At 66.0% G+C, this 23,191-nt stretch carries 17 protein-coding genes; 6 read left to right on the top strand and 11 right to left on the bottom strand.

Annotated elements, in window-relative coordinates; genetic code table 11:
- Positions 1 to 126: 126 nt before the first annotated feature.
- The 6 genes from AB4Y92_RS07275 to AB4Y92_RS07250 all read right to left on the bottom strand — a co-directional run bounded on the left by AB4Y92_RS07275 (position 127) and on the right by AB4Y92_RS07250 (position 6,930).
- Positions 127 to 1,980 carry a potassium transporter Kup gene (locus AB4Y92_RS07275; RefSeq protein WP_441819068.1) on the bottom strand — a complete coding sequence of 618 codons (1,854 nt, stop codon included), beginning with the start codon at positions 1,978 to 1,980 and terminating at the stop codon, positions 127 to 129.
- A 202-nt stretch (positions 1,981 to 2,182) separates the two neighbouring features.
- Positions 2,183 to 4,129 carry a potassium transporter Kup gene (locus tag AB4Y92_RS07270; RefSeq protein WP_441819005.1) on the bottom strand — a complete coding sequence of 649 codons (1,947 nt, stop codon included), beginning with the start codon at positions 4,127 to 4,129 and terminating at the stop codon, positions 2,183 to 2,185.
- A 34-nt stretch (positions 4,130 to 4,163) separates the two neighbouring features.
- Positions 4,164 to 4,757, bottom strand: coding sequence for a Holliday junction branch migration protein RuvA (gene ruvA, locus AB4Y92_RS07265; protein WP_441819004.1), 594 nt, complete (start codon positions 4,755 to 4,757; stop codon positions 4,164 to 4,166).
- Between the two features lie 165 nt (positions 4,758 to 4,922).
- Complete coding sequence (gene ruvC / locus AB4Y92_RS07260; protein WP_057944053.1) at positions 4,923 to 5,450, bottom strand: crossover junction endodeoxyribonuclease RuvC; 528 nt, start codon at positions 5,448 to 5,450, stop codon at positions 4,923 to 4,925.
- Between the two features lie 16 nt (positions 5,451 to 5,466).
- Positions 5,467 to 6,198 carry a YebC/PmpR family DNA-binding transcriptional regulator gene (locus tag AB4Y92_RS07255; protein WP_441819003.1) on the bottom strand — a complete coding sequence of 244 codons (732 nt, stop codon included), beginning with the start codon at positions 6,196 to 6,198 and terminating at the stop codon, positions 5,467 to 5,469.
- A 105-nt stretch (positions 6,199 to 6,303) separates the two neighbouring features.
- Complete coding sequence (locus tag AB4Y92_RS07250; RefSeq protein WP_441819002.1) at positions 6,304 to 6,930, bottom strand: esterase/lipase family protein; 627 nt, start codon at positions 6,928 to 6,930, stop codon at positions 6,304 to 6,306.
- Positions 6,931 to 7,407: 477 nt separating this feature from the next.
- Here AB4Y92_RS07250 and AB4Y92_RS07245 point away from each other — a divergent pair, with 477 nt between their 5' ends.
- The 4 genes from AB4Y92_RS07245 (at position 7,408) to AB4Y92_RS07230 (ending at position 11,478) form a co-directional block, all read left to right on the top strand.
- Complete coding sequence (locus tag AB4Y92_RS07245) at positions 7,408 to 8,892, top strand: DUF4832 domain-containing protein (RefSeq protein ID WP_441819001.1); 1,485 nt, start codon at positions 7,408 to 7,410, stop codon at positions 8,890 to 8,892.
- A gap of 355 nt (positions 8,893 to 9,247) precedes the next feature.
- On the top strand, positions 9,248 to 9,574 hold the full coding sequence (locus AB4Y92_RS07240; protein ID WP_441819000.1) for a hypothetical protein: 327 nt from the start codon (positions 9,248 to 9,250) through the stop codon (positions 9,572 to 9,574).
- 202 nt (positions 9,575 to 9,776) lie between these two features.
- Entirely contained in the window at positions 9,777 to 10,973 is a 1,197-nt protein-coding gene (locus tag AB4Y92_RS07235) for a LamG domain-containing protein (protein WP_441818999.1), read from the top strand.
- 25 nt (positions 10,974 to 10,998) lie between these two features.
- Entirely contained in the window at positions 10,999 to 11,478 is a 480-nt protein-coding gene (locus tag AB4Y92_RS07230; protein WP_441818998.1) for a hypothetical protein, read from the top strand.
- 1,052 nt (positions 11,479 to 12,530) lie between these two features.
- Here AB4Y92_RS07230 and AB4Y92_RS07225 read toward each other — a convergent pair.
- Positions 12,531 to 13,067: a GNAT family N-acetyltransferase gene (locus AB4Y92_RS07225; RefSeq protein WP_441819067.1), complete on the bottom strand. Its 537-nt coding sequence runs from the start codon at positions 13,065 to 13,067 to the stop codon at positions 12,531 to 12,533.
- Between the two features lie 125 nt (positions 13,068 to 13,192).
- Positions 13,193 to 14,962 carry an aspartate--tRNA ligase gene (gene aspS / locus AB4Y92_RS07220; RefSeq protein ID WP_441818997.1) on the bottom strand — a complete coding sequence of 590 codons (1,770 nt, stop codon included), beginning with the start codon at positions 14,960 to 14,962 and terminating at the stop codon, positions 13,193 to 13,195.
- Between the two features lie 147 nt (positions 14,963 to 15,109).
- Here aspS and AB4Y92_RS07215 point away from each other — a divergent pair, with 147 nt between their 5' ends.
- A complete protein-coding gene (locus tag AB4Y92_RS07215; RefSeq protein ID WP_441819066.1) occupies positions 15,110 to 15,223 on the top strand; it encodes a DUF6053 domain-containing protein in 114 nt (37 codons plus the stop codon).
- 245 nt (positions 15,224 to 15,468) lie between these two features.
- On the opposite strand, the gene AB4Y92_RS07210 is transcribed toward AB4Y92_RS07215, so the two are convergent.
- The 3 genes from AB4Y92_RS07210 to AB4Y92_RS07200 form a co-directional block, all read right to left on the bottom strand.
- Positions 15,469 to 15,825 (bottom strand): FmdB family zinc ribbon protein, encoded by a 357-nt coding sequence (locus AB4Y92_RS07210; RefSeq protein WP_441818996.1) that lies wholly within the window; start codon positions 15,823 to 15,825, stop codon positions 15,469 to 15,471.
- Between the two features lie 202 nt (positions 15,826 to 16,027).
- Positions 16,028 to 18,151 carry a hypothetical protein gene (locus AB4Y92_RS07205; protein ID WP_441818995.1) on the bottom strand — a complete coding sequence of 708 codons (2,124 nt, stop codon included), beginning with the start codon at positions 18,149 to 18,151 and terminating at the stop codon, positions 16,028 to 16,030.
- Positions 18,152 to 18,524: 373 nt separating this feature from the next.
- On the bottom strand, positions 18,525 to 20,396 hold the full coding sequence (locus AB4Y92_RS07200; protein WP_441818994.1) for an ABC-F family ATP-binding cassette domain-containing protein: 1,872 nt from the start codon (positions 20,394 to 20,396) through the stop codon (positions 18,525 to 18,527).
- Between the two features lie 204 nt (positions 20,397 to 20,600).
- On the opposite strand from AB4Y92_RS07200, the gene AB4Y92_RS07195 reads away from it, so the two are divergent.
- Positions 20,601 to 23,003, top strand: coding sequence for a TonB-dependent receptor plug domain-containing protein (locus AB4Y92_RS07195; RefSeq protein ID WP_441818993.1), 2,403 nt, complete (start codon positions 20,601 to 20,603; stop codon positions 23,001 to 23,003).
- Positions 23,004 to 23,191: the final 188 nt, after the last annotated feature.

The raw sequence follows: 23,191 nt of genomic DNA, 5'->3' as shown, positions 1-23,191 counted from the left end.
GGCTAGGCGCGCGCGCAGCGCGCGTCGCCGTTGCGGATGGAACGGTTATTCCCGGCTCGCCGCGCGCATCGCAGCGTTCTTGCAAAGCCGCTTGCCGATATGACAAGCCCTCGATCCAGCGACCGCTCAGATCTCGACCTGGGCGCCCAACTCCACCAGCCGATTGCCCGGAATCCGGAAGAAACCTGTGGCCGGCGCGGCGTTGCGATGCATGAAGGCGAACAGGCGGTCGCGCCAGATCGGCATGCCGCGATGGCGGCTGGCGACCACGGTTTCGCGGCTGGCGAAATACGTGGTCTCCATCGGATCGAAATAGATGCCGCCGGCGTCGCACGAGCGCATCAGCGCCAGCGGCACATCGGGCACTTCCATGAAACCGAAGCGGATCAGCACGCGATAGAAATCGTTGCCGATCGCTTCGATCTTGAGCCGCTTCTCCAACGGCGCGTGCGGCATGCCCAGGGTTTCCACGGTCAGGAACACGTTGCGCCGGTGCAGCACCTTGTTGTGCTTGAGGTTGTGCATCAACCCGTGCGGGACCACGTCCTTGTCGGCGGTCATGAAGATCGCCGTGCCGGGCACGCGCACCGGCGGCGCCAGCATCAGCCCGGGCAGGAAGCTGTCGAGCTGGATGCCTTCCTTGCGCACTTCCTCGTGCAGCAATTCGCGGCCGCGGCGCCAGGTGCGCATCATGGTGAACAGGATCAGGCCGAGCAGCAGCGGGAACCAGGCGCCGTCCATGAACTTGATGATGTTGGCGTAGAAGAACGCCACGTCCACCAGCACGAACACTGCCGCGAGCAGCCAGAACAACGGCGCCGGCACGCGGCTGTTGGCGCGCAGGTAGATGATCATCAGCACGCTGGTGATCAGCATGGTGCCGGTCACCGACACGCCGTAGGCGGTCGCCAGCGCGGTGGAACTGCCGAAGCCGACCACCGAGACGATCACCAGCGCCAGCAGCATCCAGTTGACCGCCGGAATGTAGATCTGGCCGATGGTGTCGCGCGAGGTGTGCTTGATCGCCATGCGCGGGATGTAGCCCAGCTGCATGGCCTGGCGCGCGACCGAATAGGCGCCGGTGATGACCGCCTGCGAGGCGATCACCGTGGCCGCGGTGGCCAGGCCGATCATCGGGAACAGCGCCCATTGCGGCACCGCCTCGAAGAAGGGATTGGCGACCGCCGCGGGCTTGTTGAGCATCAGCGCGCCCTGGCCGAGATAGTTCAAGGTCAGCGCCGGCAAGGCGAAATAGGTCCAGGCCAGGCGGATCGGCCATTTGCCGAAGTGGCCCATGTCGGCGTACAGCGCTTCGCCGCCGGTCACCGCCAGCACCACCGCGCCGAGCACGAACACCGCATGCCAATTGTGTTCGGCGAAAAAACGCATGCCCCACACCGGGTTCAGCGCCTTGATCACCTGCGGCGCCTCGACGATGTTGTACACGCCGATCGCGCCGAGCACGAAGAACCACACGATCATCACCGGGCCGAAGGCCTTGCCGACGACTTCGGTGCCGAAGCGTTGCGCGATGAACAAGATCACCAGCACCACCACGGTGATCGGCACGACGAAGCGGTCCAGGTGCGGCGCCGCCACTTCCAGGCCTTCCACCGCCGACAGCACCGAGATCGCCGGGGTGATCACGCCGTCGCCGAAGAACAGCGAGGCGCCGAAGATGCCGAGAATGCCGATGATGTAGACCGCGCGCGGATTGTGCTTGACCGTGCGCTGGGTCAGCGCGGTCAGGGCCATGATGCCGCCTTCGCCGTCGTTGTCGGCGCGCATGATCACCGCCACGTACTTCAAGGTCACCACGATCATCAGCGACCAGAACACCAGCGACAGGATGCCGAGCACGGTGTGTTCGTTCGGCACCAGTCCGTAATGCGGCGAGAACGCTTCCTTCAAGGTGTACAGCGGGCTGGTGCCGATGTCGCCGAAGACGACGCCGATCGCGCCGGCCACCAGGCCGGCCATGCCGGTCTTGGCGTGGCCGCTGACGCCGTCGGCGTGAGCGTGGGAGGGCTTGTTGGCGGACATGGGATTTCCCGGAATGGACGGCCGCCCCGGCGAACGGGCGCGGCGCTGCGCGAACTCTAGCGCTTTATGGATGACGCCGATGCGGCGGGCCCGGCCGGCGCGGCGCGAACCGCGTCACGCCCCGGGCCTGGGCCAGCGCTCAGATTTCGACCTGAGCGCCCAGTTCGACCAGCCGGTTGCCCGGAATCCGGAAGAAACCGGTGGCCGGCGCGGCGTTGCGGTGCATGAAGGCGAACAGGCGGTCGCGCCAGATCGGCATGCCGCGATGGCGGCTGGCGACCACGGTTTCGCGGCTGGCGAAGTACGTGGTGTCCATCGGATCGAAGTAGATGCCGCCGGCATCGCACGAGCGCATCAGCGCCAACGGCACATCGGGCACTTCCATGAAACCGAAGCGGATCAGCACGCGGTAGAAGTCGTTGCCGATCGCCTCGATCTTGAGCCGCTTTTCCTTCGGCGCATACGGAATGCCGAGGGTTTCCACGGTCAGGAACACATTGCGCTCGTGCAGCACCTTGTTGTGCTTGAGGTTGTGCAGCAGCGCGTGCGGCACCACGCCCTTGTCGGCGGTCATGAAGATCGCCGTGCCCGGCACGCGCGCCGGCGGCGCCAGCATCAGGCCGGGCAGGAAGCTGTCGAGCTGGATGCCTTCCTTGCGCACCTCTTCGTGCAGCAGCTCGCGGCCGCGGCGCCAGGTGCGCAGCAGGGTGAACACGGCCAGGCCGAGCACCACCGGGAACCACGCGCCCTGGAAGAACTTGGCGCCGTTGGCGATGACGAAGCCGACATCGACGATGAAGAACACCACGCACAGCGGCAGCACCCACTTGCGCCAGCGCGGCCACAGCGCGCGCGCGACCAGGGCCAGCAGCAGGGTGTCGATCAGCATCGTGGTCGCGACCGAAATACCATACGCGGTGGCAAGCGCGGTGGAACTGCGGAACGCCAACACCACGCCGATCACCGTGATCGCCAGCACCCAGTTGATGTACGGCACGTAGATCTGGCCGATGGTGTCGCTGGAGGTGTGCTTGATCTGCATGCGCGGGATATAGCCCAGCTGCATGGCCTGGCGCGCGACCGAATACGCGCCGGTGATCACCGCTTGGGATGCGATCACCGCCGCCATCGTCGCCAGCACGATCATCGGGTACAGGCCCCACGACGGCACCGCTTCGAAGAACGGATTCTTGACCGCCTCGGGATGATGCAGCACGAACGCGCCCTGGCCCAGGTAATTGAGCATCAGGCACGGCAACACCATCGTGTACCAGGCGTAGCGGATCGGCTTGGCGCCGAAGTGGCCCATGTCGGCGTACAGCGCTTCGCCGCCGGTCACCGCCAGCACCACCGCGCCGAGGATCAGCACCGAATGCCAGCCGTGTTCCATGAAGAAGCGCACGCCCCACATCGGGTTCAGCGCCTTGAACACTTCCGGGCCCTGGATGATGTTGTGGATGCCGATCGCGGCCAGCGCGATGAACCAGATCATGGTGATCGGCCCGAACACCTTGCCGACTTTCTCCGTGCCGAAGCGCTGCGCCATGAACACCATCACCAGGATCAGCACGGTGATCGGCACGATGAAACGGTGCAGCCCGGGCGCGGCGACTTCCAGGCCCTCCACCGCGCCGAGCACAGAAATCGCCGGGGTGATGACGCTGTCGCCGAAGAACAGCGACGCGCCGAAGATGCCGAGAATGCCGACCACGTAGGCCGAGCGCCCGCCCTTGGCCAGCGTGCGCTGGGCCAGGGTCATCAGCGCCATGATCCCGCCTTCGCCGTCGTTGTCGGCGCGCATGATGATGGTCACGTACTTCAGCGTGACCACGATCATCAGCGCCCAGAACACCAGCGACAGAATGCCGAGCACGGTGTCGTGGTTGCCGGTCAGGCCGAAATGCGGCGAGAACGCTTCTTTCAGCGTGTACAGCGGGCTGGTGCCGATGTCGCCGAAGACCACGCCAATAGCGCCGACCACCAACCCCGGAAGCCCGCGCTTGGAGCCGTGATGGCCGGAGTCGTGACCGTTCGCGACCTTATGGCCGTGAGCGTCTTTCGGACTGGAAGGAACAGTGGAAGACATTTCGCGTAGTTCCGTGGCGGAAGCCCGCCTTGGCTCAACGAAGCGCGGACTTTAGCGCTTTGCGGATGATGGCGGCGGCATCGTCGCCGGCGGCGAAGGCGTCGCGCGCCATGCGCGCGGCTTCGGCCGGCTTGTAACCCAGTTGCTGCAACGCGCTGATCGCCTCGCTCTGCGCGTCGGCGGGCACGCCGCCGTTGCCGCCGAGCGTCGCGCCGATGCCGGCCAGATCGGCGGCGCGGTCGCGCAGTTCGACCACCATGCGTTCGGCGGTTTTCTTGCCGATGCCGGGAATGCGCGTCAGCGCGGTGACGTCGCCGACCTGCACCAGGCGCGCGAATTCTTCCACCGGCACGCCCGACAGCACCGCCAGCGCGATCTTGGCGCCGATGCCGCTGACTTTCTGCACGTCGCGGAACAGGCGGCGCTCGCCCTCGCGCAGGAAGCCGTACAGCGAGACGCTGTCTTCCTTTTGTGCGTAGTGGGTGAACAAGGCGACTTCGCGGCCGATTTCGGGCAGATCGTAGAACGTGCTCATCGGCGCTTCGAGCTCGTAGCCCACGCCGTGCACGTCGATGACCAGCCACGGCGGCTGCTTGTGCACCAGGATGCCTTTGAGACGACCGATCACGGTGAGACTCCAAACGCGGTATGCGGCACGCCGGGATCGGCGCGCCGCGAGGATTCAGGATTCGGACAATGTCGCCGTTGGGCGATTACGACAACGCGGCCGCGCGCACGGGGCCCTACCCCGCACGCCGCGTACCTCGCGGCGATCCCCGTGTCGGCGATCATTTCAGGCCCCGCGCCTGCGCAACTGCTGGGTGGAAATACCGGTGCGCTGGGCCGTAGCACTCATGTGGGCATGAGTCAGCGCGACCGCAAGCGCGTCGGCGGCGTCGGCCTGCAGCTTCACTTCGGGAATATTCAGCAACAGCCGCACCATATGCTGGACCTGCTGCTTGTCGGCCGCGCCGCGCCCGACCAGCGACTGCTTGATCACCCGCGGCGGGTATTCGGCGATCTTGATCCGCCGTCGCACCACCGTGGCCAGCGCCGCGCCGCGGGCGTGGCCCAGCTTGAGCGCGGAGGTCGCGGACTTGTCCATGAAGACGGTTTCGATCGCGACCTGGGCCGGCTGGAACTCGTCCAGGATCGCCTCCAGCCCCTCGCACAGCAGGCCCAGGCGTGAGGGAAAATCCTCCGCGTCCAGCAACTTGAGCGCGCAGGCGTGGACGAACGTGCAACGCCCGTCGCTGGCGACGTCGATGACGCCCAGGCCGGTGCGCTGCGAGCCCGGGTCGATCCCTAGGATTCTGATCACGGCTGGAGTCTACGCGTTACGCGTAGGCATCCTCGCCCAGATCGGCATTGGAGTAGACGCTCTGCACGTCGTCCATGTCTTCCAGCCAGTTCAGCAGCTTGACCACTTGCTGCGCGGTCTCGCCGCCGACGGCGATGTTGTTGTCGGCGCGATAGGTGACCTCCGCCTGCCCGGCGATCAGGCCGGCGGCGTCCATCGCCGCCTTGACCGCGGCGAAGGCGTCCGGCGAGGTCAGCACGTCGATCGAGCCATCCTCGGCGTAGACCACCACATCGTCCGCGCCGGCGTCGATCGCCACCTCGGTGATCTTTTCCTCGTCCGCGCCGGCCTCGAACCACAGCACGCCGCGCTTGGCGAACATGAAGGACACCGAGCCGTCGGTGCCCAGGTTGCCGCCGAACTTGCCGAAGGCATGGCGCACGTCGGCGACGGTGCGGACCTTGTTGTCGGTCAGGCAGTCCACGATCACCGCCACGCCGCCCGGGGCGTAGCCCTCGTAGCGCATTTCCTCGTATTCCACGCCTTCCAGCGCGCCGGTGGCCTTCTTGATGGCGCGCTCGATCACGTCCTTGGACATGTTCGCCGACAGGCCTTTATCGACCGCGGTGCGCAGGCTCGGATTGCCGTTGGGATCGCCGCCGCCGCGACGCGCGGCCACGCTGATTTCGCGGATGATCTTGGTGAAGATCTTGCCGCGCCGCGAATCCTCGGCGTTCTTGCGTGCTTCGATCGACGGACCTCTACCCATGGCGTTACCGGCGTGTTGTATGAACAAGCCGGCGATTTTACCCGATCGGGTTAAGGCGCGGACTCGAAAACGAGGATTAATGCCGCCCGCGCCGCCGGCCCGGCCTCAGTCGCCGAAACGGCCGCGACGGAAGAACGCCTCGGCCATGCGCGCGGCCTGCGCGGAAAACAGCAGGCCGCTGTGGCTGGCCGGGATCACCGCGTGCGCGGCCAGACCGGGCAGGCGCGTCTCGGAAACCGCCACGGTGCCGTCGCTGTCGCCGTCGAAGCGGCCGAAATAGCGGCCCAGGCCGTGCGGGCTGCTGCCGGCGATCAGCCCGATCTGGGCCTCGCCCCGCCACGGCGGGCAGCCGGTCTTGAGCAGGTCCGCGGCGCGGCCCAGCGCCGGCGCGCTCCAGGCATGGCTCGCCAGACCGTGGGCGGCGGCACTGCCGAGCAGCGGCGAACCCAGGCAGACCACGCGCCGCACCGGCAGGTCGGGGTGATCGCTCAGCGCGCTCAGGGTGATCAGTCCGCCCAGGCTGTGCGCCAGCACGTGGCCAGGGGCGCGGCGCAGGCTGTCGATCAGACGCGGAATCGTCGCCTGCGGGCCACCGCCGGCGCCGGCGTAGGCGAACACCTCCGGCTCGAACCCGGCCGCCGACAGCCGCGCGCCGAGCCAGGCCATCGACACGCCCGGCATCCAGATGCCGTGCAGCATCACGACCCTGCGAAGGCTGGGGGGTTTCGCCATATGCGTTCCTCGCTGCGGCTGTGGTCTTCGCAATATCGGGCCGTCGGGGTTGCGATCCAAGCGTCGCCGGGGCGGGCGGGGGGCGCGAGGGGTCAAACGCTGGCGGCTTTCGCGAATCGCCGCGGCCGCTGAGCGCGGCGATGTCGGCGCATCGGTCGAGCGCGGACGGATCGTCGCGGCGCGCCGTCAGACCCGGCTGTCGGCGGTGCCGTGGCAGGCAGCAATCGCACAGTTTCACCGCACTCGCAGCGCCGAATCGCCCCTAGACTTCAGCCCGGCCGGTGCACCCGGCTTGCAGGCCGCGCTACAAAACGAAACAAATTCGGCAACAAACCCATCACATCTCGATTGAAATAGTGACGAATACCTGCAAGACGAAAGGTAAAGAACGATAAACCCTGCATAGCGTGATTCAGGTCCGTTTGCCCGCGCGCACAAGCGCCAGGATTCGCGCCACCCCTGGCCTGAGTACTGCGCATGAGCCCGCGACACCCCGCCTCACCCGTCCTGACCGTTCTGGCTTCGGCCGCCGTGGCCGCGCTCGCGATGCTGTCCGCGCCGCTCGCCCACGCCGGCGAACTGCGCCCGGCGCAGAGCAGCGACGATCTGCCCAACCCGCATCGCGGCTTCCTGCTGTGGGGAACCACCGTCGGCGCCGACGGCGGCCTGCCGGACAATCACTACGGCGCGTCGATGTACCAGATCTACGTGCCGTGGCGCGAGATCGAGACCGCCGACCAGCAGTTCGACTGGGCCGGTTTCGAACAGCGCCACCTCGCGCCGATCCTGGCCGAGAACCCGAAGGCGACCTTCGTCCTGCGCCCGGTCGCGGACTATCCCGACGGCGTCAGCAACAACATCAGCTTCTATTTCAACAAGACCGAAGGCCAGCTCGAACGCGACTATCCGAAGTTCCTCGAACTCTCGCCGGTCAACGTCGTCGGCCACGACTACACCAGTTGCGGCGGCGACGGCCCGGGCCGCGCGCCGGAATACAACACGCCGCAGATGCGCGAGCAGTTGCGCCAGTTCGTGACCGCCTTCGGCCAACGCTACGACGGCGATCCGCGCATCACCGCGATCCATGTCGGCCTGCTCGGCTTCTGGGGCGAATGGCACACCTCCGGCTGCGAAGCCTGGGAACCGGACGCGACCACCCGCCAGATCGTGCGCGACGCCTACGCGGCCGCGTTCGTGCAGACGCCGGTGCACACGCGCTACGCGCGCGCCAGCGACCTGGGCGGCACGACCTTCGGCATCAGCGAGGATTTCTTCCCCTCCTTCACCGCCATGTGCAGCGCCTACAGCCCGAAGATGCCGCGCTGCGACGACACCGGCTGGTGGAATCTGGAATGGGGTTTCCGCAACGAAGTCCCGGCCGCGCGCGATAACTGGAAATCCAATCCGATCGGCGGCGAAAGCCCCTACGCCGATCAGAAGAAAACCTGGACCTCGCGCACCGCCAACATCGTCAAGATGCTCAAGGACTACCACTTCACCTGGCTCGGCCCGGCCGGCCAGCACGAGACCGCCGGTTACGCCAGCCAGATGCGCACGATCAAGCGCGCGCTGGGCTACGAGTTCACCGTGCGTCAGGTCAACTGGCCCGACAGCATGCGCGCCGGCGCTTCGATCCCGCTCAAGCTGAGCGTGGAGAACACCGGTTCGGCGCCGCTGTATCACCTGTATCAGACCGAGCTGCACTGGGTCGATGCCGGCGGCACCACCCGCGCCAAGGCCGCTTTCGACTATCCCTTGAACACCTTGTTGCCGGGCGCCGCGCCCAGCCTGCTCGATCGCACCGCGACGGTGCCGGCCACGCTCGCACCGGGCAGTTACTCGCTGCGTCTGGCGATCGCCGACACCGCCGCCGGCCGTCCCGGCATCGCCGCGCAGAACAGCGGCCGCGACACCAGCGGCCGCCTGCCCTTGGGTACGGTGACCGTCACCGCGGCCCGCTGACCTTGTCGCGAGCCGGCGCCCTGCGCGGGCGCCGGCTCGCGGTTTCGTCCCGGATCGCACGGGCGGATTCGGGGCGGGACGGTTACAAACGGTCAGCCAAGCCGAAGTTCGATCACAGTTCGATGACAACACGCACCGGTCTCGGCGAGACGGTGGATGACCGCCGTCACGAAGCTTTGTAGCAAATGAAACCAGTCAAGCCCTTTGGAAAAAATTGGACAAATAAAAGAGTGATGCGCGTCAATTAAACACACGCCAGAAACAGCAAACCCTTACTAGTGTGACGGCGCGCAATTATTCGGGGGCGGCGCCCGCTTCAGGATGCGCGCCACTCCCCCGCCGACGGCAACGCGTAATGGCCCACAGCCACCCTGCACTGCCCATCGTCAACGTCCTCGCCTCGGCCTTGCTGGCGGCGGTGGCGATGTACTCCGCGGCGCCGGCTTCCTGCCATCCGCGACGGCACGTGTCGTTGATCAATCCCATCCATCTGTATTTCGACCGGCTCGAAACCCAGCTTGAACACGACTACCCGCTGCTGCTGCGCTGGGCGCCGGACAAGCTGATCAGCCAGGGCCGCATCGATTGCCGCTGCGAGCAGATTCCCGGCGACCCGGGCCTGAGCCATGACGTGTCGCAGATGCGCAAACAACTGCGCAGCTTCATGCGCAGTTTCGGCTGAGGCCAAGCGCCGTCGCCCCTGCCGGCGCGCAGGCGTTCACGCCCGAGTTCCGCTCCGAAGACGCCGCCGCTCACATAAGCCGAAAACGCCATAAGACCGTGCGATGACGCCGCCGCGATCCGCGTGCGCAGTCACGTTTGCGGCCGCGGCCGGCTTCTAGATTCCGGCCACGCCCAACGAGGGCGATCACCAGGGAGTCGGTATGAATCGATCGTCGTGGTTTCTGGCGTTGAGCCTCGCGCTCGCGCCCTGCCTCGCCGCACACGCAGCGCCGCCGCGGGTCACCAATGGCCTGGTCGGCGAATGGCATCTGGACCTGTCGGGCACCACCGCTTACGACACCAGCGGCTACGGCCGCAACGGCACCGTGCTGGGCGGATCGGCCTCGTCGTGGGGCTGGCTGAACACTTCGGCCGACCTGAGCGGCGGCAAGTATGTGGAGGTTCCCAATTCCTCGAACCTCAACTTCGGCACCGGCAGCTTCACCCTCGCCGCGTGGATCCGCATGGCCGCGCCGGGCTCGTCCGGAGTGAAGACCGTGATCGAGAACCGCGGCGGCGGCAGCGGCCGCGGCTACGCGTTCGGCGTCGATCAAGGCCGCAACGTGCTGCTGCAACTCAACGACGGCACCACCTGGGCCAACTACGTCTCCGACGGCAGTCTGATCATGGCGCCCAACCGCTGGCATCACATCGCCGCGGTGGTCAACCGCAGCAGCGCGCCGTACACCATCTCGTTCTACATCGACGGCCGCCGCACCACCGCACAGCCCTCGCCGATGCTGGCCAACATCGACAACACCGTGCTGCCGTTCCAGATCGGCGGACACATGAGCACGCCGTCGTATCGCTTCAGCGATCGCGTCGACGAAGTGCTGGTCTACAACCGCGCGTTGCCGGCCGACGCCACCGGCGGCCTGGGCGACATCATGTTCGCCGGCCGCACCAACTTCCAGCCGACCTACTGGAACGACGGCAGCACGCGCCAGCGCAACAACAACTGCTACAACTACGCCAACAACAAGGGCACCAACACCTTCGCCCAGCCCGGGCGCGCGGCCGGCGGCATGTACACCTCGCTGACCTGCACGGCGGTGCGCGCGGCGGCCGAGCGCGACGGCCTGGAACCGGTCGCCGACTCCCTGATCAACGCCAGCAGCTACAAGAACATTTCCGCGCTGGTGGTCGGGCCCAACTACGACTACCACTGGTACCGTCGCGACGCCAACGGCAAATGGACGCACAAACCCGGCAGCACCGCGGCCACCAACCGCGACAACTCCGGCAACGAAATCACCGATCCGCGCACCGCCAATCGCGGCCCGTACACGGATTTCTGCGGTTTCTACCGCGTGTGGTCCGACAGCATCGAGGGCAGCGGTCATGAACAAGTCAACTAATAAGCCAGCGGCTCACGGAGGAACCATGCACAAGCGTTTGCTCAAGACTCTGATCGCCGCGTTGGCGTTGCTGTCCGCGCCGGCCCTGGCCCTGGCGGCCGAGGCGCCGGGATTGCAGATCACCTACCTGGTGTATTCGGGCCGTCCGAACCCGGTGGTCACCGTCACCGACGCCGCGTCGATGCGCGCGATCGAAACCCGCCTGACCGACGCGCTGGCGGCCCCGGCCAAATCCGGCGCGGCGGCCGAGCCGATCCTGGGCTACAACGGCATCCTGATCGAGCATGTCGGCGGTTCGTCGGCCAAGAGCAGGCCGCAGCCGTTGGTGATCAAGGGCCGGCAGGTGCGGATCGACACCGCGCCGGCCAGCGATCTCAAGTCGGCGACGGCGACTACGCGCACGTCGGCGGCGGCGGGGGATCTGGAGGCGATGTTGCTCAAGCTCGGGCAGAAGCGCGGGGCGTTGGATGCCACGACGTTGAACGTGTTGCTCGACGGGCGTTGATGGTCTGATTGGCTGACGTCGTCGGACGCACGGCCCTGCTTCGCGATGGCGAGGCGGGGCCGTTTTGTTTTGGGGATCGAGTGGGCGGTGTGAGCGCTGCTGGCGAGGAAATTTGCTCTGGCTCTTGCTCTGTTTCTTGCTTTTTTTGCCCCGCTTCCAGCTCTAGCTTTGGCATTGCTTTGGCTTTGGCTTTGGCTTCGTCTTCGCCTTTGCCGTTGCTGGGCGCCGCTAGTAACTCGCGAGACCAGGGACACCCGGAGGGCGGCGCACATGGACGTGCGCCGGGTCCCGCCGTGGGCAGGATGCCCACTGCGGGACCTGCCCGCGCTAGCATCGCACTCGTGGCTCTTGACTCGAAACAGCCAAAGCGTTTTCTTTGGTTACTTTCTTTGTGGCTTTGGACAAAGAAAGTGACCCGCCGCTCTATGGCGGAAGCTTTAGGCGTTTGATCTTGCTTTCGCTCTTGCTCTTGCCCTTGCTCTTGCTCTTGCTTGAGGCTTCTGCTTTTTGCTCGTCATTCCCGCGAAGGCGGGAATCCAGCGACTTCAAGCGTTCTCGCACGAAAGGCCCTGGATTCCCGCTTTCGCGGGAATGACGATAGGAGGGAGTGCGCAGGCCTAGTTGTTTCGATCAAGGACGTTGGGCTCTTAGAAGCTTCAAGCAAGATCAGAAGCTTCGAGCAAGATCAAAAGCCTCAAGCAAGATCAAACGCTAAACGCTTCCGCCATAGAGCGGCGGGTCACTTTCTTTGTCCAAAGCCACAAAGAAAGTAACCAAAGAAAAGGCTTTGGGCTGTTTCGAATCAAAAGCCACGAGTGCGGTGCTTGCGCAGGCAGGTGCCACATTGGGCATCCTGCCCAAGGTGGCACCCGGCGCACGTCCATGTGCGCCGCCCTCCGGGTGTCCCTGGTCTCGCGAGTTACAAGCTGCGCCCAGCAACGGCAAAAACAAAGGCAAAGGCAAAGGCAAAGCAAAATCTTGGCAACTGCAACTGCAACTGCAACCGCAGAGCTAAGCCAAGACGGAGCAAAATCTCGGCAAGGGCAACCGCTTCAGCCCGCCGCGCCTCTTCGCAAAATAAACTCGTGGTCGTGAGTACCACCCACAATGAACTCGTACTCACCCACCCGCTCAAACCCATAGCGCGCATAAAACCGCTGCGCCCCGAAATTCTCCGACCACACCCCGATCCACAACGTGCGCGGCCCATCGCGTAGCAGCCATTCCAGCACCGTCTCGAACAAACGCGCGCCCCAGCCGCCGTTCTGCGCCTCGCGCAGCAGGTACAGACGCTTCAATTCGCCATCGCCCGGCGCCACCTGCGGATGCGGCAGGCCGCAGGGGCCCGCGGCGGCGTGGCCGACGACGACGCCGTCGCGCTCCAGCAGGAAAATCGCGTAGTCCGGATGCGACAGGATGATCGTCTGCTTCTCGATCGAATAACTGTCGCGCAGGAAAAACTCCAGATCCTCCGGCGGATACATGGCGCCGAAAGTCTCCACGAACGTGCGCGTGGCGATATCGGCCACGGTCGCGGCGTCGGCGACGCCGGCGCGGCGGATCGAAAACTGCGGGATTTCGCTGCTCATAAGGCCTCGCATGGAACGAAATTCATCGACATGCCAACGGATCGGAACCAAACCGATCCCCTCAAATGCATCGACCCGGCGCGAAGCCGGGTCGATGCGCCTATCCAGCTCAGATCAAGCCGATCTCAAGCCGAATCTTTCTTCGGCCGCACCATCACATGCACTTCCGCCAGCTGCGCGTCCGGAATCGGCGACGGCGCGCCAGTCATCAGGCATTGCGCGGTCGTGGTCTTCGGGAACGCGATCACGTCGCGGATCGATTCGGTGCCGGCCATCAGCGCGGCGATGCGGTCGATACCGAAGGCGATGCCGCCGTGCGGCGGCGCGCCGTACTTCAAAGCGTCGAGCAGGAAGCCGAACTTCGCCTCGGCTTCCTCCGCGCCGATACCGAGCAGATCGAACACCGCCGACTGCATCTGCGGACGATGGATGCGGATCGAACCGCCGCCGATCTCGTTGCCGTTGAGCACCATGTCGTAGCCGCGCGACACCGCGGTCTTGGCGTTGGCGCGCAGGTCGGCGATGTCGTCCACCGCCGGCGCGGTGAAGGGGTGATGCAGGGCGACGTAGCGCTGCGCCTCTTCGTCCCATTCGAACATCGGGAAGTCGGTGACCCACAGCGGCTTCCAGCCTTCGCCGACCAGATTCAAATCCTTACCCAACTTCAAGCGCAGCGCGCCCATGAAGTCGCTCGCGGTCTTGTAGTCGGCCGCGCCGAAGAAGATCGCATCGCCGCTCTGCGCGCCGGTGGCTTCGACGATCTTCGCCAGCGTCGCGTCGTCGAGGAACTTCGCGATCGGCGAGTTGATGCTCTCGCGGCCCTTGCCGGCGTCTTCGATCTTCATCCACGCCAGGCCCTTGGCGCCGTACTTGGCCGCGTGCGCGCCGGCTTCGTCGATCTGCTTGCGCGAGAACGCGCCCGCGCCCGGCGCCCGCAGCGCGATCACGCGGCCGTCAGCGTGGTTGGCCCAATCGGTGAAGACCTTGAATTCGCAGGTCTTGACCAGTTCGGAGATATCGACGAATTCCAGATCGATGCGCAGGTCGGGCTTGTCCGAACCATAGCGACGCATGGCTTCGGCGTAGGTCATGCGCGGGAACTGCGCATCGAGTTCGACGTCGATGCTTTCCTTGAACACCACCCGGATCATGTCCTCGACCGTGTCCTGCACGTCGCGCTCGGACACCCAGGCGAACTCCATGTCGAGCTGGGTGAATTCGAGCTGGCGGTCGGCGCGCAGCGCTTCGTCGCGGAAGCAGCGCGCGATCTGGTAGTAACGGTCGAAGCCGGCCACCATCAGGATCTGCTTGAACAGCTGCGGCGACTGCGGCAGCGCGTAGAACTCGCCCGGATGCATGCGCGCCGGGACCAGGAAGTCGCGCGCGCCTTCGGGCGTGGCCTTGGTCAGGATCGGGGTTTCGATGTCCTGGAAGCCGCGCGCGTCGAGCCAGCGACGCAGCGACTGCACCAGACGGATGCGGGTGCGCATCATCTTCTGCATTTCCGGGCGGCGCAGGTCCAGGTAGCGGTAGGTCAGGCGGGTTTCTTCGCCGGCGTTCTCGTGGGCGTGGAACGGCAGCGGCTCGGCCTTGTTGAGCACTTCGATCGAACTCGGCAGCACTTCGACCTTGCCGCTGCGGATCTTGTCGTTGGCCGCGCCGCGCGCGCGCACGGTGCCGGTGACGCGCACGCAGCTTTCCACGCTCAGGTCGCTGGCGGTCTTGAACAGGTCGGCCATGTCCGAATCGACCACGATCTGCACCACGCCTTCGTGATCTCGCAGATCGGTGAACACCACGTGGCTCTGGACGCGATTGGTGTTGACCCAGCCGCACAAGGTGACGGTCTGGCCGATCAGCGCCTCATCGACGAGGCCGCAGAAGTGGGTACGCATGGAAGCTCCGATAGGTGGATCTGTGAATCGTGGGGGATGCAGCAGGCTGATGGACCGGGCCGCGGCGGGTGGCCGGGCCGGATCGCCTCACCGGCCGGGGGCCGGGACCGGACATTCTAGAGCACCGGCAGCGCACCGGGGGTTCGGCTGATCTGGTGGGAGGGCCTTGGGGCCGAGGCTTTTCCGTCCGCCGCGGCGATCGGAGCCGAAAGCGTCGGGCCTGAAGGCCCTCCCACAAAAGGCTCTGGCGGCGTCTTTTGAGAGCGATGGGAAATAAGGACCGTTCCCCCAAGCCGTCATTCCCGCGAACGCGGAAATCCAGTGTCTTGCCGCGGTCTGGACGAAAGTCGCTGGATGTTCGGCTCCGCCGAAGTAAAGCGGAGCCCGCGTTCGCGGGAATGACGGACTTGAAAGGACGTCGCTCAAGGGCGGGCGAGTCCCCCAAAACAGAAAGGGCGCCTTCCGGCGCCCTTTCACAATCACATCGACGGCTCAGCGCCGAAGGTTCAGGCCGCTCCGCCGCCCGTGGCCGGCTTGCTCGCCGGCGCCGATTCGGCCTTTTTCTCGGGCTTGCTGTCGGCCTTCTTCTCGGCCGGCTTGCTGTCGCCGCCGGAGGCCGCGGCGGACGAAGACGAACCGCCCGAGCTGCCCTCGCCGGCCAGATTGCGCTTCTTGTCGCCGTCCTTCTTGAAATCGGTCTCGTACCAGCCGCCGCCGGCCAGGCGGAACTGCGGCGCGGTCAGCTGGCGGCCGACCTTCTCGGCGCCGCATTCGGGGCAGATGGTCGGGTCGGCGTCGGACAGCTTCTGCAGGCGGTCGAAGCTGTGGCCGCAGGCGCTGCACTGGAAGGCGTAGATGGGCATGGCGATGGCTGTGTTCAGGACGGCGAAGGTGGACAGTTTGGGGCGAGATGGAGCCGATACAAGCGCAATCGGCCCATTTCGCCGCCGGACCGCCCCCAGATCGGGCTAGCCGAACCGGACATGCCTGCATCCGATCGCCACCGACCCTGCCCTTCCGGTTGCAGGAAGGGACAGAGCCGATGGGAAGAGTCGCCGACCGAACTCAGGGCGCGGCGGGCGGCACCGAGGACAGACAAGAGCCGGCGACGCACTCGATGTAATCGGCGCGCGAATCCAGCACCTGCACTTCCAGAGGCCCGGTGTGGTCGGCGGGGACTAGCAGGCTGTTGGAGTAGAAGTCCACCACGCCGTACCAGCGCGCGCCGACCCGCTGTAACGCCTTGAAATAACGCACTCGGCTGGGCGCGCAAACGGTCGCGCCGGTGGCGAAGGCGCTCTGGCAGTCGTTCGCGGCACGCGTCAGCGGAGAACTGGGGAACTTCGCCGCATACTGATAATCGGCCACGCTCCCAAGCACCGACCTCCAGGTGCCCGGAACGAACGGCTCGCTGCCGGAGGCGGTAATCGTCACGTCGCGCCCGGTGTTATTGGTGAAACGCCGGATTTCGAACTGACTGGTCGGAGCCGGATACGCCGCCAACCGAGCCTGCGTACTCGGACCGCGCCACGATCCCGCCGGATTAGTGAAGTAAAAGTCGTACTGCGGGGTCATCGCCATGCTGGCGCCGACGAAACTGGCGCCGACGATTTGCGCAAGATAGATCACCGGTCGCCGCTCCTGCGTACCGGCCTCATAGCGCCAGAACGTGGTGCTGACCGTCGGCTGCTCGGCGTTGTAGTTCAGCGAAACCTGCAAGCCACCGTCCGGGTTGATCTGATAGCTGAAGGTGCGCGATCCGTTCGAGAGCACCGGTTGCATGTGATCGTCGAAGGTCTCCCCGTTGTAGCTATAGCCGTTGCCGTAGCCGCCGAGATTGAAGCGGAACCAGTGCTCCAGCTGCGCGCACTTGCCGAAAGCCGGCAGATGCGCCGCGCGCCGGCTGGTGCTGCACGCCGCCGGCAGCCAATACCTCGTCGTCTGGCTTTCGAACTCATCGCCGAACAACGGGCGCCACGAATTCGCCGCCGAGACGGCTTTCGTATCGAACGCCGACCACATCGAATACTCGGTGTTTTCCTGTTCGTAATCGCCGGCCGAGGAATGGTGACTGTCGAGCCAGACCGAGCGCGAAGCCCACAGGCTGTAGACCTCGCCCACGACCAGACGACGCAGCACATGACCATGCGAAACCCGATGCACGGGCAACTGCTCGGACGGCCGAATCGGCAGATAGCGCAGCACGTTACGGGTGCCGGCATCGCCCTGCGGCGCCAGCGCGACGCCACCCTGCGCGGTCAAGGTCGCGGTGTAACGCGGATGCACGATCAGAGGCTCTTCTTCGAACAAGGCGTAGCTGCCGTCGCTTTGCCGATACAGCATCTGCAGGTCGGACACCGACATCGCCGGTTCGTTGAGCGGAATCGGGCCGAGCATGGCCAACGCATCGGGCAATTGCTCGAGCGCGGTCAACGGCACGTTGTCGGCCTGATCGAACAGATAGGCCATCGCCAGACTCGTGTTGATCGACGCGGCCTGTGCGTACGCAGCCGGCGTCTCCAACACTTGCTGACCGTCCTGATAACCCAGCGGAAGGGCGATGCTGCCGGTGCTCCAGCCATTGAGCAGATACGCCGCGATGGCCATATGCGAACCGACGATGGAACGGGTGACGTTCTCGAACTCGGCATCCGACACCGCATCGCGACCACCCAAGCCGACGCGCACCATCCAGGCCAATGCGCTGCTGTAAGGCGAGACGCGCAGCGAGGAACGTTCGGCCACAGTCACGTTGCCATCGCCGCCGGCGGCGATCGCCAAACGGCCGGCGCTGCCGAGGATCGAACGATAGCGGGCGCGCGTGGATGCGACCTCGACCACGACCATTTCGTCCGCGTTCAACGCGATGAAGTCCGCGGCATAGCTATTGCCCTGCACCGTCGCCGGATAGCTGCGATCGCCGATCACCACAGTCGCCGTCGCCGATGCTCCGGAAGCCAATCCGGCGATTTCGCCTTGAAGGCTCAACGCGAGCGGCACCGGCTCATCGGCGGCGGACCTGGGAGACGCGGGGTGGCGCTCGGAGGGATCCAGCGTTGTCGCCGCGGTCTGCCCGGACTGCGGCGCGGCCGAGGATTGCTCGGTGATCCCTGCGCCGATGAACGACGCCATCGAAACGCCGGCCACGGCAATGATCGAAGCGGCCAGCAGGCTCTTCCTTGCTTGCATCTGTGATTCCCCTGAGATCGAAGCCCATCGTCCTGGACGGCAAGCGCCTTCCTGGCGGCGACAACCCTGTCGCGGCCGAACTGTCTTCGCGCGGGAATCTAGCTCAAGGCCGGGTAACTCGCTAGGGACTGCGCCTGTTCATCGGAGTGGCCGTCGTGGCGAAAAGCCAAAGAAAATCCCCCGGCACAGACGTTTTCATCTGAGGCGGGCTACGCAAGCGCCAGCCCACTTTTTCAAAGGGAACCGTTCGCCACGAATCCGTGGACGGGCGTAGTGGTGAGGCGCTTCGATTTAGCGACACCGGCCTTGTTGTTCCCCCCCAGTCCCTTCCCTTTGAAAGGGGGCTAGGGGGATTTGCTCTTCGCCGACAACCTCAAGCCGCGTCGTACAACGCCATCCACTCCGCCTCGGCCTTGACCAGTTCGGCCGCGACCTGTTCGCGCTGCTTGGCCAGCTCGGCCGCGTTGTCGCCGCCGCCGGCGTACTTGGTCGGATCGGCCAGATCCATGTCCAGCGTGTGCAACTTGGATTCCAACTCGGCCATGCGCTTTTCGGCTTCGGCCAGCTTGTGCGGATTGGCCTTGCGCGCGCCCTTGCCGGCCGGCGCCGCCTTGCCCGCGGCGGTGGCCTGCGCGGCGGCCTTGGCCGCGGCCGCGCCCTTGCCGTCGTTGCTGTTGTCGCGCGTGCGCAGCCACACCGCGTAGGCGTCGAGGTCGCCGTCGAACGGCTGCGCCACGCCATCGGCCACGCGCCAGAAGGTTTCGCAGACCAGGCCGATGAGGTGGCGATCGTGCGAGACCAGCACGATCGCGCCGTCGAAATCCGACAGCGCTTCGGCCAGCGCTTCGCGCACGTCCAGGTCCAGGTGGTTAGTAGGTTCGTCCAGCAGCAGCACGTTCGGCTTGCGCCAGGCGATCATCGCCAGGGCCAGGCGCGCGCGTTCGCCGCCGGAGAAACCATCGACCGATTCGAAGGCGCGGTCGCCGGGGAAATTCCACTTGCCGAGGAAGTCGCGCAGTTGCTGCGTCGACACCCCCGGCGCGATCTCGGCCAGATGGTCGATGGGGCTCACGCCCTCGTGCAGCGATTCGACCGTGTGCTGGGCGAAGTAGCCGATGCGCAGGTCCGGATGGCCGCCGCGCTCGCCGGTCAGCAGTTCCAGCTCGCCGACCAGCGATTTCACCAGCGTGGATTTACCCGCGCCGTTGGGACCGAGCAGGGCGATGCGGTCGCCGGCTTCGAGGATGAAGCTGACATCGTCGAGGACGACGTGATCGCCGTAGCCGCAATCGGCGTGGATCAGGCGCAGCAGCGCGTGCGGCAGCTTGGTCGGGGCCGGGAATTCGATGCGCAGCGCGCGTTCCTGCCGCACCGCCTCGGTGCCGACCATCTTGGCCAGGCGCTTGACCCGCGACTGCGCCTGCTTGGCCTTGGCCGCGCTGGCGCTGAAGCGGTCGATGAAGCTCTGCAGATGGGCGCGCTCGGCCTGCTGCTTTTCATGGGTGATCTGCTGCAGGCGCAGGTGCTCGGCGCGCTGGCGCTCGAAGGCGGTGTAGTCGCCGGTGTAGAGCTTGGCCTTGCCGTCGTGCAGATGCAGGGTGTGGGTGGTGACTTCGTCGAGGAACTCGCGGTCGTGCGAGATCAGCAGCAAGGTGCCCGGGTACTTCAGCAGCCATTGCTCCAGCCACAGCACCGCGTCCAGGTCCAAGTGGTTGGTCGGTTCGTCGAGCAGCAGCAGGTCCGACGGCGTCATCAGCGCGCGCGCCAGGTTCAGGCGCACGCGCCAGCCACCGGAGAATTCCTTGACCGCGCGTTCGTGGGTGTCGGCGCTGAAGCCCAGGCCGTGCAGCAGCTTGCCGGCGCGCGCGGTGGCGTCGTAGCCGCCCAGTTCTTCGAGCTGGTGATGGGCCTCGGCGACCGCCTCCCAGTCCTCGCGCTCGACCGCTTCGCGCTCGGCGACGATGACCTTGTAGACGTTGGCGTCGCCGGACAGGACGAAGTCCAGCGCCGGGTCGTCCAGGGCCGGGGTTTCCTGCGCCACGCTGGCGATGCGCACCCGGTTGGGCACGTCGATATCGCCGCGGTCGGCCTCGACTTCGCCCTGGATCGCCGCGAACAGCGAGGACTTGCCGGTGCCGTTACGGCCGATCACGCCCACCCGCCAGCCGGCGTGCAGGGTCAGGTCTACGTTGGACAGCAGCAGGCGTTCGCCGCGCCGCATGGCGAAATCACGGAAAGAAATCATGCGGATATGGTCGCATGACTGATCGGTATTTGCTCATGAGGACAAGTTCGGCCGCGGCCGGGGCGGCCGTCGAATAATCGGAACGTCGGCCTCAGACCGCCCCCACGCGTCAACGAGATCGCCTCCCGCGGCAAAGCGCCCCTCGCGCCGGCCGTGGCGGCCGCGCTCGCCCTGACGTCCCCCGTTCGACCGCCCGGAGTGTCCATGTCCCGCCGCCTGTCCCTGCTCAGCACCGCCGTATCGATCGCCCTCGCCAGCTCGCCCGCCTGGGCCCAGGACGCCGGCGCCCCCGAGGCCCCGGCCTCGAATCCGACCAACCTCGACACCCTGATCGTCACCGGCACCCGCGTGTCCGACCGCACCGTGGCCGAGTCCACCGCGCCGATCGACATCATCACCCCGCAGACCCTGGAGTCCACCGGCACGGTCGAACTGGCCACCGCCCTGGCCCGCGCCCTGCCCTCGCTGAACTTCCCGCGCCCGGCCATCACCGACGCCACCGACGCGGTGCGTCCGGCGCAGTTGCGCGGACTGGCGCCGGACCAGGTGCTGGTGCTGGTCAACGGCAAGCGCCGCCACACCACGTCCCTGATCAACCTCAACGACAGCATCGGCCGCGGCTCCTCGCCGGTGGATCTCAACGCGATCCCGATCGCCGCGATCGAGCGCGTGGAAGTGCTGCGCGACGGCGCCTCGGCGCAGTACGGCTCCGATGCGATCGCCGGCGTCATCAACATCGTGCTGAAGGGTTCCGGCGAAGGCGGCAGCATCGCCGCGCGCTATGGCCAGTTCAGCGCCGGCGACGGCAAGCAGTATCAGTTGTCCGGCGACGCCGGCTTCAAGCTCGGCGAGAACGGCAGCGTGCATCTGTCGGCGCAGGGCGGCCACAGCGACAACACCGACCGCGCCCGGCCGTACCTGGGCCCGGTCACCCCGACCAGCAATCCGCCGGGCAAGGTCGTGCATCGTTACGGCGATCCGGAAATCGATCAGGCCGCGGTGGCCTACAACGCGCAGTACAAAGCCGCCGAGGGCGTGGAGTTCTATTCCTTCGGCACCGCCAGCCGCCGCCGCGCGATTTCCAACGGCTATTTTCGCGCACCCGGCAACGCGAACAACATTTTGTCGGTGTATCCGAACGGCTTCCTGCCGCAGATCGACAACGTCAGCAAGGACCGCGCGCTGGTGCTGGGACTGCGCGGCCAGACCGGCGGCGGCTGGAATCTCGACCTGAGCTACAACTACGGCCAGAACCAGCTCGACTTCGACGTGCGCAACAGCTTGAACCGCACCCTGGGCGTCGCCTCGCCGCACGATTTCTATATCGGCGCGCTGGAAGTCACCCAGAACGTGCTCAACGCCGACTTCAACAAGGCCTTCGACGTGGGCTGGCTGAAGTACCCGCTCACCTTCGCCTTCGGCGCGGAATGGCGCGGCGAGAAATTCAACCAGAGCGCGGGCGAACTCGCCTCCTACGTCGCCGGCCCCGAACCCGGCGCGCCGGGCGCGCAGGTGTTCCCCGGCTTCACCCCGTCCGACGCCAGCCGCCGCGATCGCCACAGCTATTCGTTCTACGCCGACGTGGAAACCGACGTGACCGACAAGCTCTCGCTCGGCGCCGCCGCGCGCTACGAGAGCTACAGCGATTTCGGCGAAACCACCTCCGGCAAGCTGTCGGCGCGCTATGCCTTCACCGACAAGGTGGCGTTGCGCGGCACGGTCTCGACCGGTTTCCGCGCGCCGTCGCTGCAGCAGCAGTTCTATCAGTCCACGCAGACGGTGATCGTGCTCGGCGATCCCAACCCGTTCCAGGTCCGCACCTTCGCCGTCGACGATCCGGCCGCGATCGCGCTCGGCGCCGAGCCGCTGAAGGCCGAGGAATCCACCAACATCGGCCTGGGCCTGGTGCTGCAGCCGGTGGAAGGCCTGTACATCACCGTCGATGCTTATCAGGTGGACGTGGACGACCGCATCATCCTCTCGGAAAACCTGCGCGGCCCGGCGGTGGCGAGCTTCCTGGAAGCGCGCGGCTATCCCGGCATCAACGGCGGTCGCTACTTCACCAACGCGGTCGATACCCGCACGCGCGGCATCGACATCGTCGGCAGCTACAAGTGGACGCTCGGCAACGGCACGCTGGATCTCACCGGCGGCTACAACCACAACAAGACCACGCTGGAACGCATCGCCGCCAATCCGCCGGAACTCACCGCCGGCGGTCTGAACCTGCAGCGCATCGGCCGGGTCGAACAAGGCCGCATCACCCAGGGCGCGCCGCGCGACAAGTTCTTCCTCGGCGGCAGCTGGAACACCGGCCCGTGGCGCTTCGACGCCACCGCGACGCGTTACGGCGAGTTCCACACCTTCAACGACGATCCCAGCGGCGTGCGCGATCAGACTTACGCGGCGAAGTGGACGTTGGATCTGGCCGCCACTTACGCTATCGACGGTTGGGAGTTCACCGTCGGCGGCGACAACGTGCTCAACGAATACCCGGACGAATCCATTTACGCCAACAGCGAGAGCGGGCAGTTGCCGTACAGCGGCAATTCGCCGTTCGGGTTCAACGGTGCGTTCGCTTATGCGAAGGTCGGGTACAAGTGGTGATGGATCGCAGCTAAGCGATCAGGATGCGAACGAATCAGGGCCGCCCAGTGCGGCCCTGATTCGTTTTGCACAGGCCGCATCACCGCGAGACGCCGCCAGTCTTTTGTGGGAGGGACATCTTTTGTGGGAGAGACATCTTTTGTGGGAGGGAGCTTTAGCCCCGATGCTTTTCGATCCGACGCGGTGAT

This window comes from Lysobacter sp. TAB13, assembly GCF_052113885.1.
Lineage (GTDB): Bacteria > Pseudomonadota > Gammaproteobacteria > Xanthomonadales > Xanthomonadaceae > Lysobacter > Lysobacter gummosus.
The sequence above is the reverse complement of the archived record's forward strand: the minus strand, read 5'-3'. Positions and strand labels throughout refer to the sequence as shown.